The 19,612-nt window shown below is 62.6% G+C and carries 11 protein-coding genes; 4 read left to right on the forward strand and 7 right to left on the reverse strand.

Annotation, left to right across the window (positions count from 1 at the left end; genetic code table 11):
* Positions 1-22: 22 nt before the first annotated feature.
* From AC3WMT_RS30145 to AC3WMT_RS30155, 3 genes are all read right to left on the reverse strand, one after another.
* Positions 23-889 carry a DUF4123 domain-containing protein gene (locus AC3WMT_RS30145; RefSeq protein ID WP_103307301.1) on the reverse strand — a complete coding sequence of 289 codons (867 nt, stop codon included), beginning with the start codon at positions 887-889 and terminating at the stop codon, positions 23-25.
* Positions 886-2,889: a type VI secretion system Vgr family protein gene (locus tag AC3WMT_RS30150; RefSeq protein WP_103307302.1), complete on the reverse strand. Its 2,004-nt coding sequence runs from the start codon at positions 2,887-2,889 to the stop codon at positions 886-888. Before AC3WMT_RS30150 ends, AC3WMT_RS30145 begins: the two co-directional genes overlap by 4 nt.
* Before the next feature lie 211 nt (positions 2,890-3,100).
* Entirely contained in the window at positions 3,101-13,624 is a 10,524-nt protein-coding gene (locus AC3WMT_RS30155; protein ID WP_103307303.1) for an autotransporter-associated beta strand repeat-containing protein, read from the reverse strand.
* A 523-nt stretch (positions 13,625-14,147) separates the two neighbouring features.
* On the opposite strand from AC3WMT_RS30155, the gene AC3WMT_RS30160 reads away from it, so the two are divergent.
* Both AC3WMT_RS30160 and AC3WMT_RS30165 read left to right on the forward strand, forming a co-directional pair.
* A complete protein-coding gene (locus AC3WMT_RS30160; RefSeq protein ID WP_103307304.1) occupies positions 14,148-15,107 on the forward strand; it encodes a nucleoside-specific channel-forming protein Tsx in 960 nt (319 codons plus the stop codon).
* A gap of 15 nt (positions 15,108-15,122) precedes the next feature.
* Complete coding sequence (locus tag AC3WMT_RS30165) at positions 15,123-16,145, forward strand: purine-nucleoside phosphorylase (protein WP_103307305.1); 1,023 nt, start codon at positions 15,123-15,125, stop codon at positions 16,143-16,145.
* A gap of 137 nt (positions 16,146-16,282) precedes the next feature.
* Here AC3WMT_RS30165 and AC3WMT_RS30170 read toward each other — a convergent pair whose 3' ends face one another.
* The 3 genes from AC3WMT_RS30170 to AC3WMT_RS30180 all read right to left on the reverse strand — a co-directional run bounded on the left by AC3WMT_RS30170 (position 16,283) and on the right by AC3WMT_RS30180 (position 18,450).
* Complete coding sequence (locus AC3WMT_RS30170; protein ID WP_103307306.1) at positions 16,283-17,239, reverse strand: quinone oxidoreductase family protein; 957 nt, start codon at positions 17,237-17,239, stop codon at positions 16,283-16,285.
* A gap of 31 nt (positions 17,240-17,270) precedes the next feature.
* Complete coding sequence (locus tag AC3WMT_RS30175) at positions 17,271-17,444, reverse strand: DUF1427 family protein (RefSeq protein ID WP_007969534.1); 174 nt, start codon at positions 17,442-17,444, stop codon at positions 17,271-17,273.
* Positions 17,445-17,676: 232 nt separating this feature from the next.
* The gene (locus tag AC3WMT_RS30180) at positions 17,677-18,450 is read right to left on the reverse strand and encodes an AraC family transcriptional regulator (protein ID WP_103307307.1); all 774 of its coding nucleotides are present in this window, start codon (positions 18,448-18,450) and stop codon (positions 17,677-17,679) included.
* Between the two features lie 136 nt (positions 18,451-18,586).
* On the opposite strand from AC3WMT_RS30180, the gene AC3WMT_RS30185 reads away from it, so the two are divergent.
* Together AC3WMT_RS30185 and AC3WMT_RS30190 are read left to right on the forward strand one after the other, a co-directional pair.
* Entirely contained in the window at positions 18,587-18,814 is a 228-nt protein-coding gene (locus AC3WMT_RS30185; RefSeq protein ID WP_103307308.1) for a DUF6555 family protein, read from the forward strand.
* A 39-nt stretch (positions 18,815-18,853) separates the two neighbouring features.
* Positions 18,854-19,126, forward strand: a complete 273-nt coding sequence (locus tag AC3WMT_RS30190; RefSeq protein ID WP_103307309.1) for a hypothetical protein — start codon at positions 18,854-18,856, stop codon at positions 19,124-19,126.
* A gap of 23 nt (positions 19,127-19,149) precedes the next feature.
* Here the strand turns inward: AC3WMT_RS30190 and AC3WMT_RS30195 are convergent, their stop codons facing one another.
* The gene (locus tag AC3WMT_RS30195; protein ID WP_103307310.1) at positions 19,150-19,317 is read right to left on the reverse strand and encodes a metallothionein; all 168 of its coding nucleotides are present in this window, start codon (positions 19,315-19,317) and stop codon (positions 19,150-19,152) included.
* Positions 19,318-19,612 lie beyond the last annotated feature (295 nt).

Consider the following 19,612-nt stretch of genomic DNA (forward strand, 5'->3'; position numbering starts at 1 on the left):
GCGTCGAGAATGGCGGGATGGGTCATGGGCATTCCTTCTGGCTGGCCCAGCGCTGCGCCAGATCAGCGGCCAACGCAACGCGCTCGCCCGGTGATTGCAGTGAGGGCGAATGCAGCAAGTGATGGATTTTTGGGTGTTGGTCGATATCGCTGCCGTCAAGCCACACCATCAGGTTGGCGTAGTTGAACAACTCGGATGGGCTGCTCAGGCCAAGCGCGCGGGCTTGGCTATCAATTTGCTCAAGGGTTGGCCAGCGCTGACTCAGCGCTCCTTCGAGAGGAAATCCGGGAAAGTGCTTCAACAAATGCGCATTGAGTTCCAGCAAGGCGCGACGCCGATCAACCCGGTCCAGCGCTGCGTCCAGTTCAGGGCTCAGGCAATAAGGAACGCCAAGCACCGGGCACTCCGCCCGTCGCGGTCGATGGCTGTGCCAGACCGCGTTGACGCAATCGGCAGTCACCACGCAACTCAAAGGCCCGAATAAACACTGATCGCCACTGGCAAACAGGGCATGAGCAACCGCCGCATCGGCCAGCCGCAGCATGGCCGACTGGCCGGCCGGCAACTCGACGCTGACCAGTTTGCGCAAGTGCTCGGCCACGCTGTGCGCAGGCGCCGCGCTGAACAACAAAACGCCCCACTCCTCAGCCGCGTGTTGCAGATAGAACAGCGCCAGCGGATCGTCCGCCGGCTGGATTTCCACCAGCAACGGCGAGATGTCGCGCAATGCAGAAAAGGACGTCTGGTCGAACAAGGCAAACGTATTGGCCGCCGGGCTGAGCTGCCTGACCCGCGCAGGCAAATCGCTGATCGTTGCGCCATCCAGCAACAGCAAGGCCCGTTGCTCGCTCCAAGGCAAATCATCGGGAAAAGAAGTCAGAACGCTCATGCTTGGGCCGCCTCGCAGACCAGGCACCGCGCGTCACGGTTGGCAGCCAACGCATGGCGTTGCTGAAGCGGATCAGACGCCACTTTCAACGACGGCAACGCTCCCGGCACCAACGGTTCTGCTGCCAGGCCAACCGCAGGCGCGCCACCCTGAACGATCGGCACGCTGCTGCAGATGCCCTCCGGCCCCAGCGTCAACCAGTGCCCGCCGGCCATGATCGTCACATGGGTGCCGCCATCGATAACCACTTGCTGACCGGCGCCGAGGTGGATTTGCTGGCCGGCGCTGAGTCGCTGACTGGCGACCCGGATGTGCCGGTCGCCTTGCACCCACAGGTGGTCGTCCTGCTTGAGTTCGGTCAGGCGATTGCCGTGGGTCAGATGATGCTCATCACTGCGCAGATCAAGACTGCAAAGACCGCCGACGACCATCGTGTGTTGGTGGTCGACCTGCACGCGTTGGTCATTGAGCACCAGTTGAGCGAAGTCACGCTGGGCGCGAATGGCAATTTCTTCAGCTCCTTTTCTGTCCTCGATGCGCAACTCGTTATAGCCGCCACCGCCCGGACTGCTCTGGCTGCGAAAGATGCTGCGCGTGTGTTCCGCCGGCAGGTCCAGTGGCACCGGCGTCGCCGCGTTGGGCAAGCAGCCGGCCACGAACGGTTTGTCCGGATCGCCCTCGGTAAACCCCACCAGCACTTCCATGCCGACGCGCGGAATCTGCACGCTGCCGTAACGGTCATGGGCCCAGCCCGTGGCCACGCGCAGCCAGCAACTGGATTGCTCGTTGAGCTGACCGTCGCGATCCCACAGCAGTTGTACTTTCACCCGGCCATAGGCGTCGCAGTAGATTTCCTCGCCGGGCGGCCCCGTCACCACGGCGTGCTGGTGGCCGGTCATACGTATTTTTGGATGCTCCAGCGCGGGGCGAAAATTCACCTCCCAAGGCGTCGCGACGAAGTGATTGCGATAGCCCTGACTGAAACCATCGTCGGTAGCCGGGACGCTTGACGATTCCTCCAGCACTTGCGGTTGCAGGCCGATGTGCTCAACGCGGGTCAGCAGCCACAGGCCATTGCAGTCGGCGCGCGGGTGCTCGCTCATGTCGACGAAACTGCCACTGCGCATCAGGCTTTGGTCGCTGCGGCCATGGGCTTGACGATAATCGGCGCGATGCCGCTCAAGGGCGCGCTGGCTCAAATGTCTACCGTGATCACGGTGGCTGAACTGTCCCGGAAAGCGGTAATCCTCAAGCGCTGGAAGCCGGTTTTCTTTGGCCTCGGCGTCGAGTTGCACCGTGGGTTTTTCAAAGTGATAGTCGCGGCGACTGACGTGGCTGGTGCGGGTTTCGAGACGAACCTTGAAGCGGTCGATCACCGCCGCTTCGGCGACCATGCCGCTGCCTTGTGCATAGGCTGTCGGCACGTCAGGTGTGGGGAAGACCGTCTGGTCGTCGCCAAACACCAACAGATGCCCATCGTTGCGGTGCTGGAAATGAAAGTGCAGGCCTTCTTCCTCGCACAAACGCTGGATGAAGTGCAGATCCGACTCGTCGAACTGCACGCAATACAGGCGCGGCGGGTACTCGGCACTGAGTTGAAAACGCCAGGCATCGGGCTGCATGCCGTGGTCACTCAACACGCTGGCGATGATTTGCGGCACGCTCTGGTGCTGAAAGATCCGTTGATTATGGCGATGCGCAAGGTAAGCCAGACAGGGCACCAGAACGATCTGATAGCGCGTCAGACGGGAAGCGGAATCACCTTGGGCGATTCGATAAATCTGCCCGTGAAGACCGGCGCCGTTCGCACAAAACGAGAGAAATGCCGGACGGTGCAGCAAGGACTCGAGATCCAGGTCACGGCGTTCGCTGACCAGTTCAAGGTCGATCTTGTAGGTTTGGTTGAGCGCCTCGGTAGCCCGGAATTCGGCTACCTGCAGATCGTGGGGAAAACCTTCGATGTCGAGTCTGAAAACAACGGAGCGGCCGGCGGTAAGCATCCACATATCCCTGTGTCTGTTTAAGGCACAGGACTGTGAGGCGTGATGGCTAAATCGGTGAAGTCAGATGAATCGATGTTTGATGTAGGGCGTTTCCATTTGGGAAAAAGCGGACGGTTCCAAAACGAATTTCCTACAGAAGTTACTGAGACCTTTGCTCCGGCAAAAAAAAACCGCCCTCGCGGGCGGCTAAAAGTGCTTCGACCCTAATTCAGAAGCCAAGGCTGAAGCTGATGGTCATCGCGTGATCGTTGTTGTCGTTCGACAGTTGCCCCGAGTAGCCGACCCCGAGCTTGCCGGTCGGGCTGATCTGGAAGTCCACGCCCGCTTCAACGATGGCGCTGTCCTTGGCAATCGGCACACCTTGAGTGCTGAACGAGGCGCCGCCGTCGATGAAGGTCAGGTCGGCGTCAGGCTTGGTGTCGCCGAACGCATGCCGCCAGCCCACAGCCGCGCGCGGGGTAAATTGCCCGCCGTTGCTCAGGGTGATGACTTTGCCGGCGCGCAGGCCGAGGGTCGAGAAGGTGATGTCCTGATCGGCATCCGCCTTCAGGCGCCCTACTCCGCCCTTTTCCTTGGCCTTGTCGGTGTCGTAGTTGACGTAGGCCAGACCGGCGAACGGCTCCAGAGCGATACCGGCGGCGTCAATGGTGTAACCGACTTCGCCGAACACCTGTGCGCTGCGTGCGTCGTAGTTGGCTTTCAAGCGATCGTTGTAAGTACCGACGCTGACGTCGCGTTTGGTCTCGATGTCGTGCCAGCTGTAAGCCGCGCCGAGGCGCACGGCCAGTGCATCGAACTGCGAGTTGAGGTACGCCGCCAGGTGGTAGCTTTCGACCGTGGCATCCGAGCGACGATCATGGGCATCCAGATCGCTGCGGGTGTAACCGGCGGCCATGCCCACGCGCCATTGGTCATCGATCTGCTTGTCGGTGCCGAGCAGGAAGCCGCTGAGGTTGCGATCGAGTTTGGCGCTGTTGCTGTCGCCATCCGATTCACCCCAGGCACCCAGTGCGCGGGCCCAGCCGACCATTTCGCCGTGGCAGCCGTTGCTGCTCAACTGGTTCTCGCTTGGCGCCAGGGCACGGCGTGGATCATCCGCCGCGCTGCACGACGGCTGGCGCATGCGATCGTTGACGGCCTCACGCACGTAACGCGAATCTTCGAGAATCGCGCTGGCGGTGCTGGCGTGGATTTCGCCGGACAGGCTGTCAAAGGCACTGCGCGCACCGGCCACGCTGAGGTTGACGATCTGGTTCTGCAACGCCGTACCCGCTGCACCGTTACGCGACAACGCCGAAGCGGTAGCGCTCTGGTTGCCGGTCGCAGCGACATCGGCGAACGAGTTGTCGTTGCGGCTGACCGCCAGGGTCACCGAATCGGCACCGTAAACCAGCGAGCTGTCGAGGAAGGCGTACTGCGGCAGATCTGCGCTGCTGAAGGTGCCAGTCACACCACCGCCCGCCGTGATCAGCGAGTACACGGTATTGCCGGTGAACGGTGCCAGCGAATTGACCTGCAAACCACCGCCTAGCGCTGCGGTACCGCCGACCGCCAACGGTGTCGCGGTTGGCGAACTGATGGTCAGCGCCAGCACACCGTCGGCGGCATTGGTCAGGTTGCCGGCCACGCTCAGAGTGCCAGCCTCTGCACCCGATGCCACCACACCGTGGTTGACCAGCGAACCGACGCTGCCGTTACCGCTCAGACCGGCGCCGTTGGCCACGGTGACTTGCCCGCCCAACGAAGCCCGCGCGGCGCGGCTGCCGACTTGCAGCACGCCTTGATCCACCGACACGGCGCCGCTGAATGGATTGTCACCGGTCAACAGCAATGTCCCGGCGCCACGTTTAAGCATCGCGCCCAGTCCACGCAGCGAACCGTTGAACTGGCCATTGGCGTTCTGCTGGAACACCAGCGAAGCGTTGTTGAGGATGTTGCCTTGCAGGCTGGTGGTGTTGCCGATCAGCGTACCGCCGCTGACCGTGGTGCCACCGCTGTAGGTGTTGGCGCCGCTCAGCACCAGGGTTCCGGCGTCGAGTTTTTCGATGCCGCCAGTCCCGACCAGTGGTGTGGAAATCTCCGCACTGGCCCCGGCGTTGACGCGCACCGGCGCAAGGCTGCCGTCAGAACCGTTGACCGGCGTCAGGGTGCCGCCCGCCCCTGGCACCAGGCTGTAGCCGTTGGTGAGGAATTGCAGGCCGGTGAAGTTCTGATTGCCCTGCACAGTCACCGTGCCGCTCTGCCCGCCAAATACGGCGAACTGACCGTTGGAGGCCAACGCTTGCGTGCCGCTCGGATCGGTCCAGTTGGTATTCGGCCCCCACACACCGCTACCACCATCGATGCTGCCATCAGGATTGGTGGTGCCGCCGTTCCAGAACTGCACCTCTCCCGGAGTGCCTTGCACCAGCAGATTGATCTGGTTGGCGATGGCGGTTTGCAGGGTCAGATTGGCCGTCGACACCGGCAGGCTGCCGTAAACCAGCCCGTTGTCAGTCAGGCTGCCGCCGTAGCTGAACAGTTGGTAGACCCCGGTGCCGAAGCCGCCGGCGTTGCTGATGTTCAGCGTGCCGTCGAGGGTCAGGTTGCCAGCGACGTTGACCACTGTGGTGGAGCTGGCCGCCGAGCCAAGACTGAAGTCAAGATTCGTGCCCGAGGACAACGCCAGCGAACCGACCGACAACGGCGTCGCCGTGCCGCCACCGAGCAAGGTCGCGCCGTCGGCCAGTTGCACCGCCCCGCCGAACTGACCGCCGCCACCGATTTTCGCACCACTGGCGACATTGACGTTGGCGCTGTTGAACACACCGTTGACGAGCAGATTGCCGGCCTGCACCGACGTGTTGCCGGTGAACGTATTGTTGCCGGTCAACAGCAATTGACCGCTGCCGGTTTTGTTCAGCGTGCCGCTACCGGTGAGGTTGCCGGTGTAGCTGCCGTCAGCGTTCTGCTCGAAGGTCAGCGCCGCGTTGTTGACGATTGCGCCTTGCAGGCTGCTGGTGTCGCCGCGCGTGCTGCCGCCGTTCAGCGTGGTGCCACCGCTGTAGGTATTCGCGCCGCTGAGCACCAGATCACCCGTGCCGTTTTTCAGCAGACTGCCGCTGCCGGTAATCGCGCCGATCAGGGTGGTGTTCTGGTTACCGGCGAGCGTCAGTTGCGCGCCGAGGTTAATGGCGTTGGCCAGTTGCAGCGCCGAGGCACTGTCGAGGCTGCCGTTGCCGGTCACACTCAACGCACCGCTGCTCAGTGCGCTGTTATTGCCGAGGATCAGCGTGCCGCCCCCCAGTTGGGTGCCGCCGCTGTAGGTGTTGCTGCCGTTGAGGGTCAGGCTGGAAGCGCCGGTCTTGATCAGACTGCCGCTGCCGCTGACCACGCCGCCGAGGGTCAAGGCATTGGAGCCGGCAACGTTCAGGCCACCGTTGAGGACCACGTCGTTGCCGAGGCTGACGGCGGTGTTGCTGTCCAGCGCGGTGCCGTTGGCCGCCGTCAACACGCCAGTGCCGAGCGCCGCGTTGTTGCCGACCACAATCTTGCCGCCATTGAGCGCGGTGCCGCCGGTGTAACCGTTGGCGGCGTTGAGCACCAGCGTGCCGGTGTCGTATTTGCCGAGGGTGCCGGCGCCGTTGAGTGCCACACCGATGGTCGCCGTTGTGTTCGGATCGACGCGCACCGAGGCGTTACCCAGCGAACCGTTGACCAGATTCAGCGACCCCGCTGTGCCGTTTTGCAGGCTGTAGCCATCGGTGACGAACTGCATGCCGGTGATGGTTTGCGCGCCGTTGACCGTGACCGTGCCCGCCGTGCCCTGGAACACTGCGAAGTTGTTGGTCCAGGCCTGATTGGTGGTGCCGTTGACGTCGGTCCAGTTGGTGGTGCCGGTGCCCCAGGTGCCACTGCCGCCGTCCACCGAACCGTTGGCGATCAGTTGATTGCCGTCCCAGAATTGCACGGTGACGCCCGGTGCAGTGACCAGCAGATTGATCTGGTTGGCCAGCGCGGTTTGCAGGGTCAGGTCGCCCGGGGTGACGCTGCCCGGTACCGTGCCGATCAGCATGCCGTTGTCGGTGAGGCCGCCGGTGTAGTTGATCAGGCGATACACGCCGCTGCCGAAACCGCCGATGTCGCTGACATTCAGCGTGCCGTCGAGGGTCAGATTGCCGCCGACATTCACCAACGCATTGCCGCCACCGGACACCGGGGTGCCGAGGCCGACATCGAAGTTGGAGTTGCCGTTGAGCACCAGCGAATTCACCGACAAGGTGCTGCCGGTAGCGCCTGCCAGATGACCGCCATCCACCACCGTCACCGCACCGGTCAGGGTGCCACTACCGCCAAGGGTGCCACCGTTGTTGACCAGCACATTGCCGCTGGCCAGCGAGCCGTTGACCTGCAAGGTGCCGGCGTTGACGTTGGTGTCGCCGGTCAAATCGCTGACGCCGCTCAGGGTCAGGGTGCCGCTGCCGAGTTTGGTCAGTCCGCCGTCACCGCTGAGGATGCCGGCGAAGGTGCTGCTGACGTTGTTGCCGCCCAGGCTCAGCGTATTGCCGGTGCCGACCAGCGCGGTGCCGTTGCCAGTGAGGCTGGCGAGGCTGCCGGAAGCACCGAGGTTGAGCGCCGTGCCGCCAGCGAGATTGACCGTGGCGTTGTTGCCCAGCGCCGTACCGTTGAGGGTGGTCAAGCTACCGGACAACACGTCGAAGGTGCCGCTAAAGGTGTTGTTGCCGCTCAACGTGAGGTCGGCCAGACCGTTTTTCGTCAACGTACCCGCCCCGGCGATCACGCCGCCAAGGGTCAGGTTGTTGTTACCGGCCAGGCTCAGATTCGCATTGACGTTAACGTTGTTGGCCAGCACCAGCGGTGCGGAGTTATCGAGAGTCGATGCACCCGCCACGGTCAGTGCGCCGGAACCCAGTGAAGAGCCAGTGCCGAGGGTCAACGTGCCGGCGTTCAGCGTGGTACCTCCGCTGAAGGTGTTGATGCCGTTGAGCGTCAGGTTCGACGCGCCGTTCTTGATCAGCCCACCCGCGCCACTGACCACACCGGCGAGGGTCAGGTTGTTGCTGCCGGTGTTGCTCAGGTTGGCGTTGAGCACGACGTTGTTGCCCAGGCTCAACGCACTGCTGCTGTCCAGCGCCGAAGCGCCGGCGACGGTGAGGTTGCCCAGGCCCAGCGCCGAGTTGCTGCCAGCGGTCAGGGTGCCGGCACTGAGGTTGATGCCGCCGAGGAAGTTGTTGTTGCCGCTGAGGGTCAGGTTGGCCGCGCCGTTCTTGGTCAGGCTGCCGGCGCCGTTGATCGTGCCGGCAAGGGTCAGATCCGCTGCACCGCCGATGCCGAGGTTGCCGGCCAGATTGACCGCGTTGTTGACCGAAACGGCGGTGGCGGCATCCAGCGCGGTGCCGCCCGCCGCGTTCAGCGTGCCCGAGCCCAGCGCCGAGTTCGACGCCAGAATCAGTCCACCCGCGTTCAGCGCCACTGGCCCGAGGAAGGCGTTATTGCCGCCGAGGGTCAGGTTGGCCGCGCCGGTTTTGATCAGACCACCGGTGCCGCCGATCACGCCGTTGAGGGTCAGCGCATTGCTGCCGACCACGGTGAGGTTGCCGTTGAGTGTCGCCGCGTTGCCGAGGGTCACCGCCGTGTTGCTGTCCAGTTGCGTGCCGGCATTCGCCGTTAACGTTCCGGTGCCGAGTGCGGTGTTGCTGCCGACGATGATCTTGCCGCCGTCCAGTTGCGTGCCGCCGGTATAAGTGTTGGCACCACCGAGCACCAGCGTGCCGGCGTCGAGTTTATTAAGGATGCCGCTGCCATCGATATTGGCATTGATGGTCGCCGTCACGCCCGGATCGACGCGCAACGAAGTGGTGCCGCCGGTGCCGTTGACCGCTGTGAGTTGTCCCGCTGCACCGTTGACCACGTTGTAGCCGTCGGTGAGGAACTGCATGCCGGTGAAGGCTTGCGTGCCGTTAACCGTCACCGTACCGGCCGTACCCTGGAACACCGCGAAGTCGCCAGCCCATGGCTGATTGACCAGTCCGTTGGCGTCGGTCCAATTGGTGCCGACCACGTTCCAGGTACCGCTGCCGCCATCGACAACACCGTTGGCAATCGTCTGACTGCCATCCCAGTAACGAATATTGGAGTTCGGCGCCGACACTTGAATGTTGATCTGATTGGCCACGCCCGTCTGCACAATCAAATCGCCGAGGCCGTAGCCGACCGGCACGCTGGCGACATCAAGACCCAGATTGGTCAGCGCACCGGTGTAGTTGAACAGGCGATACACGCCAACGCCGAAACCGCCGGCGTCGGTGACGTTGAGATTACCGTCGAGAGTAAGGTTGCCACCGACATTCATCAGCGACGCGGTCGAAGGGGTTCCCAGCGCCACATCGACGTTGCTGCCGGCCGCGAGGGTCAGCGCACCGGCGGACAGTTGGTTACCCGACGACAACGCCAGATGCCCACCGCTGTTGACGTTGATGGCACCAAGCGCCGAACCGGTACCGGTCAGGGTGCCGCCGGTATTGACGTTGACCTGCGCGCTCGCCAGCGAACCGCTGAGACTCACGGTGCCGCCGTTGATCGCGGTGTTGCCGGTGATGCCGTTGATCCCGGTGAGGTTCAGGGTGCCGGTGCCGACCTTGATCAGGCCACCGCTGCCACTGAGGCCGCCGTCGAACGTGCTGGTGAGATTGCCGTTGCCGACGGTCAGCGTGTTGCTGCCGGTGAGCTGCACGTCGCCGCTGCCGGTCAGCGCGCCGAGGCTGGCGTCGCTGCCCAGATTCAGACCGGCGCCAGCGCTGATATTCACACCAGAGGTGTTGCCCAGCGCATTGCTGTTCAACGTGGTGACGCTGCCGGAGACAATGTTCACCGCGCCCGTGAACGTGTTGTTGCCGGCCAGCGTCAAGTCAGACAGACCGTTTTTGGTCAGGTTGCCGGCGCCGTCGATGATGCCGTTGAGGCTCAGGTCGTTGTTGCCCGCGACGGTGAGACCGGCGTTCAACGTGATTGCATTGCCGATGCCGAAGGAAGCGCTGTTATCCAGGGTCGCCGCGCCGCCAACAATCAACGCGCCGCTGCCCAAACCGTTGGCATTGCCCAGAGTCAGGGTGCCGGCGTTCAGAGTCGTACCGCCGCTGAAGGTGTTGTTGCCGTTGAGGGTCAGATTGGCCGCGCCATTCTTGATCAACTGGCCGGTGCCACTGGTTACGCCGCCGAGGGTCAGGTTTTGCGTACCCCCCACGGTCAACGCCGCATTGAGGGCGACCGCGTTGCTTAGCGAGACCAGCGGCGAATTGCTGTCCATCGTCGCCGCGCCCGCGACGGTCAGTGCGCCGGAGCCCAACGCCGAACTGTTGCCCACCGTCAGCGTGCCGGCGTTGAGGGTGGTGCCGCCGAGGAAGTTGTTCGCCGCGTTGAGAATCAGATTGGCCGTACCGTTTTTCACCAGACTGCCGGCGCCGCTGACCAGACCGGTCAAAGTCAGATCCGCCGTGCCACCGACATTCAAGGCACCGGCCAATGCCACCGCATTGTTCAGGCTGACGGCGGTGTTGGCGTCCAGCGTAGTGCCTGCCGCCGCGTTCAACGTACCCGCGCCCAATGCGGTATTGCTGCCGACCGTCAGTTTGCCGGTGTTCAGCGCGGTGTTGCCGAAATAGGTGTTGGCGCCGTTAAGGGTCAGGTCGGCAGCGCCATTTTTGATCAGCCCACCGATACCGGCGACCACGCCGCCGAGGGTCAGCGCATTGCTGCCACCCAGCGTCAGGGTGCCGCCGAGGTTGACGTTGTTGGCCAGGGTTGCTGCGGTGCCGGCATCCAATGTGGTGCCGTTCGATGCGTTCACCGCGCCCGTGCCGAGCGCTGTGTTGGAGCCGACGATCAGCGATCCGGCGTTCAGCGCGGTGGTGCCGGTATAGGTGTTATTGCCGTTGAGGGTCAGGCTTGAGGCGCCGGTCTTGATCAGGCCGCTAGCGCCGCTGATTACACCGCCGAGGGTCAGCGCGTTGGCGCCGCCGGCGGTGAGGTTAGCGTTGAGGGTGATCGCGTTGTTCAGCGTCAACGCCGAACTGCTGTTGAGGGTGCCCGCCCCGGCCACGGTCAGTGCGCCGGTGCCGAGTGCCGCGCCATTGCCGACGGTCAGGCTGCCTGCATTCAGCGTCGTGCCGCCGCTGTAAGTGTTAGAGCCGCTGAGGGTCAGGTTGGCCGCGCCGTTCTTGATCAATTGACTGGCGCCGCTGATCACGCCACCCAGCGTCAGGGCGTTGGCGCCGCCGATGCTCAAGGCGTTGTTGAGAATAACCGCGTTGTTCAGGGTCACGGACGCATTGCTGTCGAGGGTTGCCGCGCCGCCCACGGTGATGTTGCCGCTGCCGAGCGCCGCATTCGCGCCTGCGGTGAGGGTGCCTGCGTTCAATGCGATGGCACCGAGGAACGTGTTGGTACCGTTAAGGATCAGGTTGGCTGCGCCGTTTTTGGTCAGCCCGCCGCTGCCGCTGATAACACCACCGAGGGTCAGGTTGGCGCTGCCGCCGACGTTCAAGTTGCCGCCGAGGGAAACCGCGTTGGTCAGCGCGACCGCGGTGCTGGCGTCGAGGGTGGTACCTTCCGCGGTAGTCAGTGCGCCAGTGCCCAGCGCGGTGTTGGAGCCGACAATCAGCGTGCCGGCATTCAGCGCGGTGCCGCCGGAGAACGTGTTGTTGCCGCTAAGGCTCAGGTTCGCGGTGCCATTTTTAATCAGGTTGCCGGCGCCACTGATGACGCCGCTCAGGCCCAGCGCCTGCGTACCGCCAATGGTCAGATCCGCCGCCAGCGCGACGGCGTTGGCCAACGTTACCGCTGTGGTCGCATCCAGCGTGGTGCCCGCCGCCGCGCTCAACGCGCCGGTACCGAGCGCGGTGTTACTGCCCAGGAACAGGCTGCCGGCATTAAGCACGGTGTTACCGGCGTTGGTGTTGTTGCCGGTCAGCGTCAGGCTGGCGCTGCCACTCTTGGTAATGCCGCCCGTGCCGGACAACACACCACCGAGTGTCAGGGCATTACTGCCGAGCACATTGAGGGCACCCGTCATGGCGATGTTGTTGGCCAGCGTGACATTGGCGGTGCTGTCGAGGCTGGTGCCAGCGGCAGTGTTCAGCGCGCCGCTGCCCAGCGAGTTGTTGTTGGTCACCAGCAGGCTGCCGGCGCTGAGGGTGGTAGTGCCGGTGTAACCGCTGTTGGCGCCGCTGAGGGTCAGGCTGCCGCTGCCGGTTTTGCTCAGGCCGCTGCTGCCGGTGATCAAGCCGCCGAGCGTCAGTGCGCCGGTGCCGCCGGCCGTCAATGTGCCGCCGAGACTGATCGCATTGTTCAGGCTGATCGTGCCGGGGGCACTCAGGGTTGTCGCGCCGGTGACGTTGAGGGTGCCGGTGCTCAGCGCCAGGTTGTTGCCCAATTGCACGGTGCCGCCGTTGAGCGTGGTGTTGCCCAGGTAGGTGTTGGCGGCGCTGAGGCTCAGTTGCCCGGAACCGACTTTGGTCAGGCCGCCGCTGCCGGAAATCACCCCGCTGAGGGTGGTGGCGTTGGTGCCTTGCACCGTCACGCCACCGGCACCGAGGGAGATCAGGTTGCTGACGTTCAAGCCGGCATTGCTGGCCTGCAGAATCCCGCCGTTGGAGGTGAGGACACCGCTGCCAAATGTGGCGTTATTGTTGAACTGGGCGACACCGCCGTTGAGCGTGGTCGCGCCGCTGACCAATGGCCCCTGCAAGGTCCAGGTGCCGCTGTTGATGGTCAGGTTGTTGAAGTTGACGTAGGTCGCGCTGGACGCCGTTCCAGTCCCGGTCGTACCGCCGCCGACGCCGATCGGGTTTTGCAGGATCAGGCTGTTGGTGCCACCCGCGCCGCCATCGACGGTGCCGGTCGGGGCAAAGGTCAGGTTGATGCCGATCAGCCCACCCAGACCGACGCTGACCTGCACGCCGTCACCGACCTGCACCGAAGAGCCAGTCACTGCAGTGAAGGTGTTGGTACTCGCCGCCCCCATCGACACGCCACCGGTAATCGCACCGGCGTTGGTGAAGGTGTTGCCCGCCGCCGAGGTCTCGAAGGCGATCCGGCCGTTGATGACACCCGTGCTGCTGTTGGTCATGTTGACTTGCGAGCCGCCGTAGACCCCGACCACCGGGGTATCGGCCAGGGTGATGCCACCCACCGAAAGCCCGGTCGAGGTGATGGTGCCGTTGTTGGTGATGGTGGTGGTACCGGCCGCCGCGTTGTTCACCGCGATGCCCAGGCCATCAATGCTGGTCAGGTTGAGGCCGAGCAACATGCCGGTGCCGCGGATGATCCCGCTGGCGTTGTTGAGCACACTGACCGTACTGGTCGCACCGGTGCCGATGAAGGCACCGCCACTCAACACCGAGACCAGACCGAGCAGCGCCGGGTCGAGGGTGCCGGAGTTGTTCAGGCTGATATTCACCCCGGTCAGGTCCATGACGTGACCGCCGAGGGTCGCGTTCATCTGTGCGCCGCTGTTGACGTTGACCGTCAGGCCATTGGTGGCACTGCTGAAGTTGTTGAGAAACAACGGCAGCGAAGGCACGCCGGTACAAGTCACCGTCGAACCGGCCGTGGAGCACGTGGCTAACGCAGGTGCGCTGACGCCGCCGAACAACAACCCGGCGACACTCAGATGCACAGCAAGGGAAAGAGGGGAAAAACGCGATACGAGGGCGACACCGAACCTTGCTTCCACGGGCTACTCCTTGTCGTGGCCAATTTCTTCCTTGAAAGCGTGCGAACCGCTGCTTATTCCACACGCGACTCAAGACTGCGACGGTCATCACAAAACCGTTGATTGGGAACAACGCTAGTAGACGCCCAGCATTGGGGCACGGATTAAATGGTGTTAATACTTTAATACTAGAGGCTTCTGGAATAAGCGTTTCAGCCCGTACCGACGGGCCTGACATGGCTTTTGTGGCGAAGGGATTTATCCCCAATGGACTGCGCAGCAGGCCCCGCTTTCAAGGGCCGCTACGCGCCCCATCGGGGATAAACCCCCTCGCCACAGGAGTCATACCCGCCGGCATTTTTTGAGATTTTGAAAAATGTGATCGTTCTGTCAGAAAAACCGTTGAAATCGACGAAATATCAGCGAATTGAAAACATTGGTACGGCTTGTGCAAACGTTTGCTAAGCGTCAATGCCGGCATTTTCCCGACAAACCCCTACAGGTCCGAAGAATCCGGGCCTCGATCCGCAAAAAAGGACTTTGAATGCGCCCCGCTTCCTCGCTTCGCGCCCCGTTAGCGCGCACGTTTGCTGTTTCCCTGCTACTGACCGGCGTTACCGGACTTCTCAGCCACAGCGCCCTCGCCCAACCCGCATTGCCGGAAGAGTCCGCTCAAGGCGAAGCCCTCAGCCCCGAAGCCAGTCCACCGAAAAAAGGCGCGTACCTGTCGGACTGGTACAACCAGGACTTGATGCTGATCGGCAGCAAAGACATCAGCTTCGGCCCGCAGCCGGCCGACGATATCTACCTGGAATACGAGTACTTCGGCCGCAAGGGGCCGTTCGAACTGTACGGCTACATCGACGTGCCGAAGATCTTCAACATCGGCAACAGCCACGACAAAGGCGTGTGGGATCACGGCTCGCCGGTGTTCATGGAGCACGAGCCGCGCATTTCCATCGACTACCTCGCCGGCCGCAGCCTGGCTATTGGCCCGTTCAAGGAATGGTACGTCGCGTTCGACTGGATCTACGACCACGGCAGCCGCAAGGAAAACCGCGCCAACACCCTGTACAGCGGCTTCGGCACCGACATCGACATCCATTCACGGGTCAACCTGTCGGCCAACCTGTACGGGCGCTACCAGTGGGAAAACTACGGCGCGAGCAATGAATATTCGTGGGACGGCTACCGCGCCCAGCTCAAATACATCGTGCCGATCGACAAATTCAGCAACGGCGCATCGCTGACCTACATCGGCTTCACCAACTTCGATTTCGGCTCCGACATCCACAAGGACAACCCGGCGCGCACCGCCAACGCGACGGTGGCGACCAACGTGTTGCTCTACTCGTTCACCCATTTGCGCTTCACCCTGGTCGGCCGTTATTTCCACAACGGCGGCAACTGGGAAGACGGCAGCGAGCTGAACTTCGGCGACGGCAATTTCCGCGCGCGCTCGAATGGTTGGGGTTACTACGCGGGCGTCGGTTATCAGTTCTGAATCAAGGAGATTTTCATGCAAGCAATGATGCGTTTGACCCTGGCCGGTGCAGCCCTGCTCTCTTCTACCGCGTGGGCGGCCGAGGCACCGATCCAGCCGAAAGTCGTGCTGATCACCATGTTCGCCCCCGAGGCGCAAAACTGGATCGACCGCTTGGAGCTGAAGCAGGAAATCCGCGTACCGGGGCTGTCCGCCGAGTACCCGACCATCCGCTGCAACACCCGGCAGGTGTGCCTGTTGACCACCGGCATGGGCCAGACCAACGCTGCCGCCTCGACCCTGGCCCTGGCCCTGTCGCCGAAATTCGATCTGCGCAAAAGCTACTTCCTGATCGCGGGTATCGCCGGGATCAGCCCGAAGCACGGGACCATCGGCACCGCTGCGTGGGCGCATTATCTGGTGGAGTTCGGCACGCAATGGGAGCTGGATTCCCGTGACGCGCCGTCGAGTTGGCCGACCGGATACCTGGGCATCAACACCAAAGGCCCCAACGAAAAACCGCCGCTGGACTACAAGACCGAAGTCTTCGAACTCAACCCGAGTTTGCAGGCCAAGGCCTTCGCCCTGAGCCACAAGGTCAAACTGAGCGAGAGCAAGGAATCGGCGGCGTGGCGCCTGAAATACCCGTCAGCGCCAGCCAACCAGCCACCGATGGTCACCCGCTGCGACACATTGGCTGGCAACACCTGGTTCTCCGGCACACGCCTGAGCGAACGGGCCGAAGTCTGGACCCGACTGCTCACCGACAACAAGGGTGAATACTGCACGACCCAACAGGAAGACAACTCGACATACGAAGCGCTGTTACGCGCCAGTCGTGAAGGCCTGGTCGACGTGCAACGCCTCGCTGTGGTGCGTGCCGGTTCCGATTTCGACCGTCCTGAACCGGGCGGGAGTGAAGTCGATAATTTGCTCAAGTACGCCGATCAGGGCGGTTTTGTGCCGGCGCTGGAAAACCTCTATCGCACGGGTAATCCGCTGGTGCAGGACATCCTGAAAAACTGGTCGGCGTGGGAGAACGGCGTTCCTGCCTCTTAAGAACAACGCGGATCCCTGTGGGAGCTGGCTTGCCAGCGATGGCGGTGGATCAGGCGCAGAGGAGATTGCCTGAATTGACGCTATCGCTGGCAAGCCAGCTCCCACAGGTTGCGGGGTGTTGAGGAGATTAAGGTGTATCAGGGAATGAGGATGACTTTGTCGCCGCTGCCCTGATTCACATCGGCATAACGCTGTAAGCCTTCGGCCAGCGGGGCTTCGACCAGGCCTTGCGGCAACGGCAGCAGGCCTTCATCGAAGAATCGCCCGAACTGTTCCAGCATCACCGCACAGGCTTCGACGCCGTAGAGCAGCGAGTTGATCCCGACCACCGAACCGCCCTTGCGGTACAGCGCCAGTGCCGGCAACTGCACGTGGCCATCCACCGGCGCAGCGATGATGGCGATGCGACCGAATGTGGCCAATGCCGCCACCGAGGCCGGCAACCAGAAACCGGTAGTGTCGAAGATCACATCCGCACCGCCGCGATATACCGCGTTGACCTGCGCGCCGAGGTCTTCGGGTTTATCCAGTTGAATCGTCTGATAACCCTGCGCCTGCAAGTCTTTGACTTGCTCGGGCCGGCGCGCCGCTGCCAGCAACTGCGCGCCGCGCACTTTGGCCAGCGCCAAGGCTGCCGTGGCCACTGCACCGCCACCGATCACCAGCAAGCGGGTTTCAGCGGTTACGAGGCTACGCTCCAGCGCATCCCACGCCGTGGTGTATGGCACGCCGAGGCTGGCGGCCTGGGTGAAACTCAGGTGCGACGGTTTGTGGGCCACGCCGTTGGCCGGCAGTTTGACGAATTGCGCATGGGAGCCGTCGGCGAAAAAGCCCAACTCACGCCCGGTGCCCCAGACTTCCTGGCCGATCAAGGCCCGCGGACCTTCGACCACGACACCGGCGAAGTCGCGCCCAGGAATTCGTGGCAACGTGGTGTAGGGGAAACGCCCGAGTACGTTTTTCACGTCGCTGGGGTTCAGGCCCGCCGCTTTGATCTGTACCAGCACCTCATCGACGCCCGGTACCGGCGTTGGCACCTCGACGTAACGCAGGGAAGACAAGTCGCCGGTTTTATCGAATTGCAGTGCTTTCATGGACACATCCACCGAATGGGAAAGAGGAAACTCAGGACAGCCAGCCCGCGACCAGTTGCCGGCCCATCGGCCACAACTGCTCACCTGCCAACATGCCGAGCAGACCGACCAGCGCGATTGCCGGAGGGGCTGGAGAACGGAAATCCAGCGCGCCGTAGAGCAGGCCGACGCCGAGGCCGATGGCCAGAGAAATCAGGTAGTTCATGGGAGAACTCTGCCGCGTGAAGGGAATGGGCAGAGTCTAGGGAATCGGCCGCAAAGGCATCGGCCAAGGACTTCTGAATTTCGGCCAAATCTGCCGAAATCAGCGAAAAATCCTGTGAGAGCTGGCTTGCCAGCGATAGCGGTATGTCTGTCACGAAAATGCTGGATGTGCGGGCGCCATCGCTGGCAAGCCAGCTCCCACAGGGTCGGTGCAGGTTGAGGAAATAGCGTCGTTACACAGTGAATTGCGAGGGGGCCACGCCCAGCTCACGGCGGAACATGTCGCTGAAACTGCTCGGCGAATAACCCAGTTCACGGGCAATCACACTCACCGCCACGCCCTGGATCAGCTCCGCCACCGCCGTTGCCAGTTGCACCTGCCGCCGCCATTCGGCGAAGCCCATGCCGAGACTGTCCTTGAACAATCGCGCCAGCGTGCGCACGCTGGCGCCGGCGTTTTCCGCGTGCTGTTCGAAGGGAATTGCCAGCGACGGTGACGCGATCACCGCCTGACACAGATTCATCAGGCGCCGATCGGAATCATCCGGCAGCGGAATCTTCAACGGCGAACGCCTGGCGCGTTTCAACTCCAGCAACGCCAGCCCGACCAAGGCCTCGTAATACGCCGGATCCCCACTGTCGCCCTGCTCCACCAACCCGACGATCAACTCGCGCAACAGCCCGCCGACCTCAATGACCTGCACCGTCTCATCCAGCGTCGCCGCCAGCGCCGGGCGCAGGTAGATATTGCGCATCTGCAGATCCGATACCACGCGAATCCCGTGCGGCACCCCCGGCGGCAACCACACCGCCCGCTGCGGTGGCACCACCAATGCCTCGTGCGGCGTCTCGACCCACATCACTCCGCTCATCGCATACAACAACTGCCCCCAGACATGCTCATGCGGCTCGATAAACAGCCCACGCGGATAGGTTCGCGCCAGCGGTTGCATGGGCACATCGGTGTCACTCAGATCAGGGGGTGCGGCGAGGGCCATGGCGAGCATTCATTGGGGTTGGCGGAAGCGCCATGGTAACCAGTGCGCCATTTCGTCGCCAATGGCGAAAACCGTCGGACAATCCGAGTGAATTTTCCACGCGCGCTGCGATCCTTCTATTACCACAGGGAGGAATACGGGCTTTATGAACAACGCAAAACTTTTCGTCATTGAATACACCCTTCACGGCACGCCCAAATCGTTCATTATCCGCTCGGACAAAATGGACAACGCCGAGGCGTGGCACTGGGCGAGTTGCGACGCGGGCGTGGGTCGAATCCCGCGCTTTGGCCGCGAAAAAGTGCAGAAGACCAGCAAACCGATGGCGGAAAAATTCGGCGTCGAAAATGTTATCTGGCGACCCGCAAGCTAAGCTCTGCGTGGCCATCAGGATCATTCGGGGGAATGCACAATGACCAGCATCAGCAGTCCGGCGCAACTTGAATACGGCCTGGACACGTTGTTTGGGCGCATCACCAAGAGCGCGGAGTGTCGGGTGGGTCTGGAGGCGGTCGAAGATGATCCTTATCGTTTCGCCCTGCGGGTGCCCGCACCGTTACCGGAAAACCTCGACCAGGCGAAAACCGTGGTGGTGTGGGTTGAAGGCAGGCGGCTGCAAGGCACTGTGCGGCATGCCGAGCGGCTGGATGATGAGAGTCTGAAACTGGAAGTGGAGCCTGATTAGGCTCCACTTTTTTTTGCATGTCGTTATTTGGGATGCGCGCAATGGCAGCCTTTGCTTGAGCACTCTTCACCGCTCTTGTGGTGATGGGCGCAGGCTTCGCAGCAGTAGTGCTTGCCGTGCACGGCGTAGGAATGGTCGCCTTCCTTGATTGTGCATTTGCATCCTGGACAATCGCATTTTCTATCGGGCATGGGACAGACTCCTTGGATGGTGGTGGTCTGGGGCTTGAAGGGCAAGCCGTAGGAACCAGTGTAGGAGTTGCCGAAGGGTGCGATCTTTTGATTTTGTTGTTTGGGGTTTTGGGGTTGGGGGCATATCCGTTGCTGCGGTGATGGCGGCTTAGGGTTCCGCCCTTACGGCGGGTCACTTTTGGCAAACGCCCCAAAAGTAACCAAAAGGGCTGCTCCCGGACGTACGGCACTTCGCCTAGGCTCAGTGTTCCCTCGCTACGGTGTCCATCCGGGGGCATCGCCTCCGGTTTGCTTC

Source organism: Pseudomonas sp. FW305-7 (genome assembly GCF_058786735.1).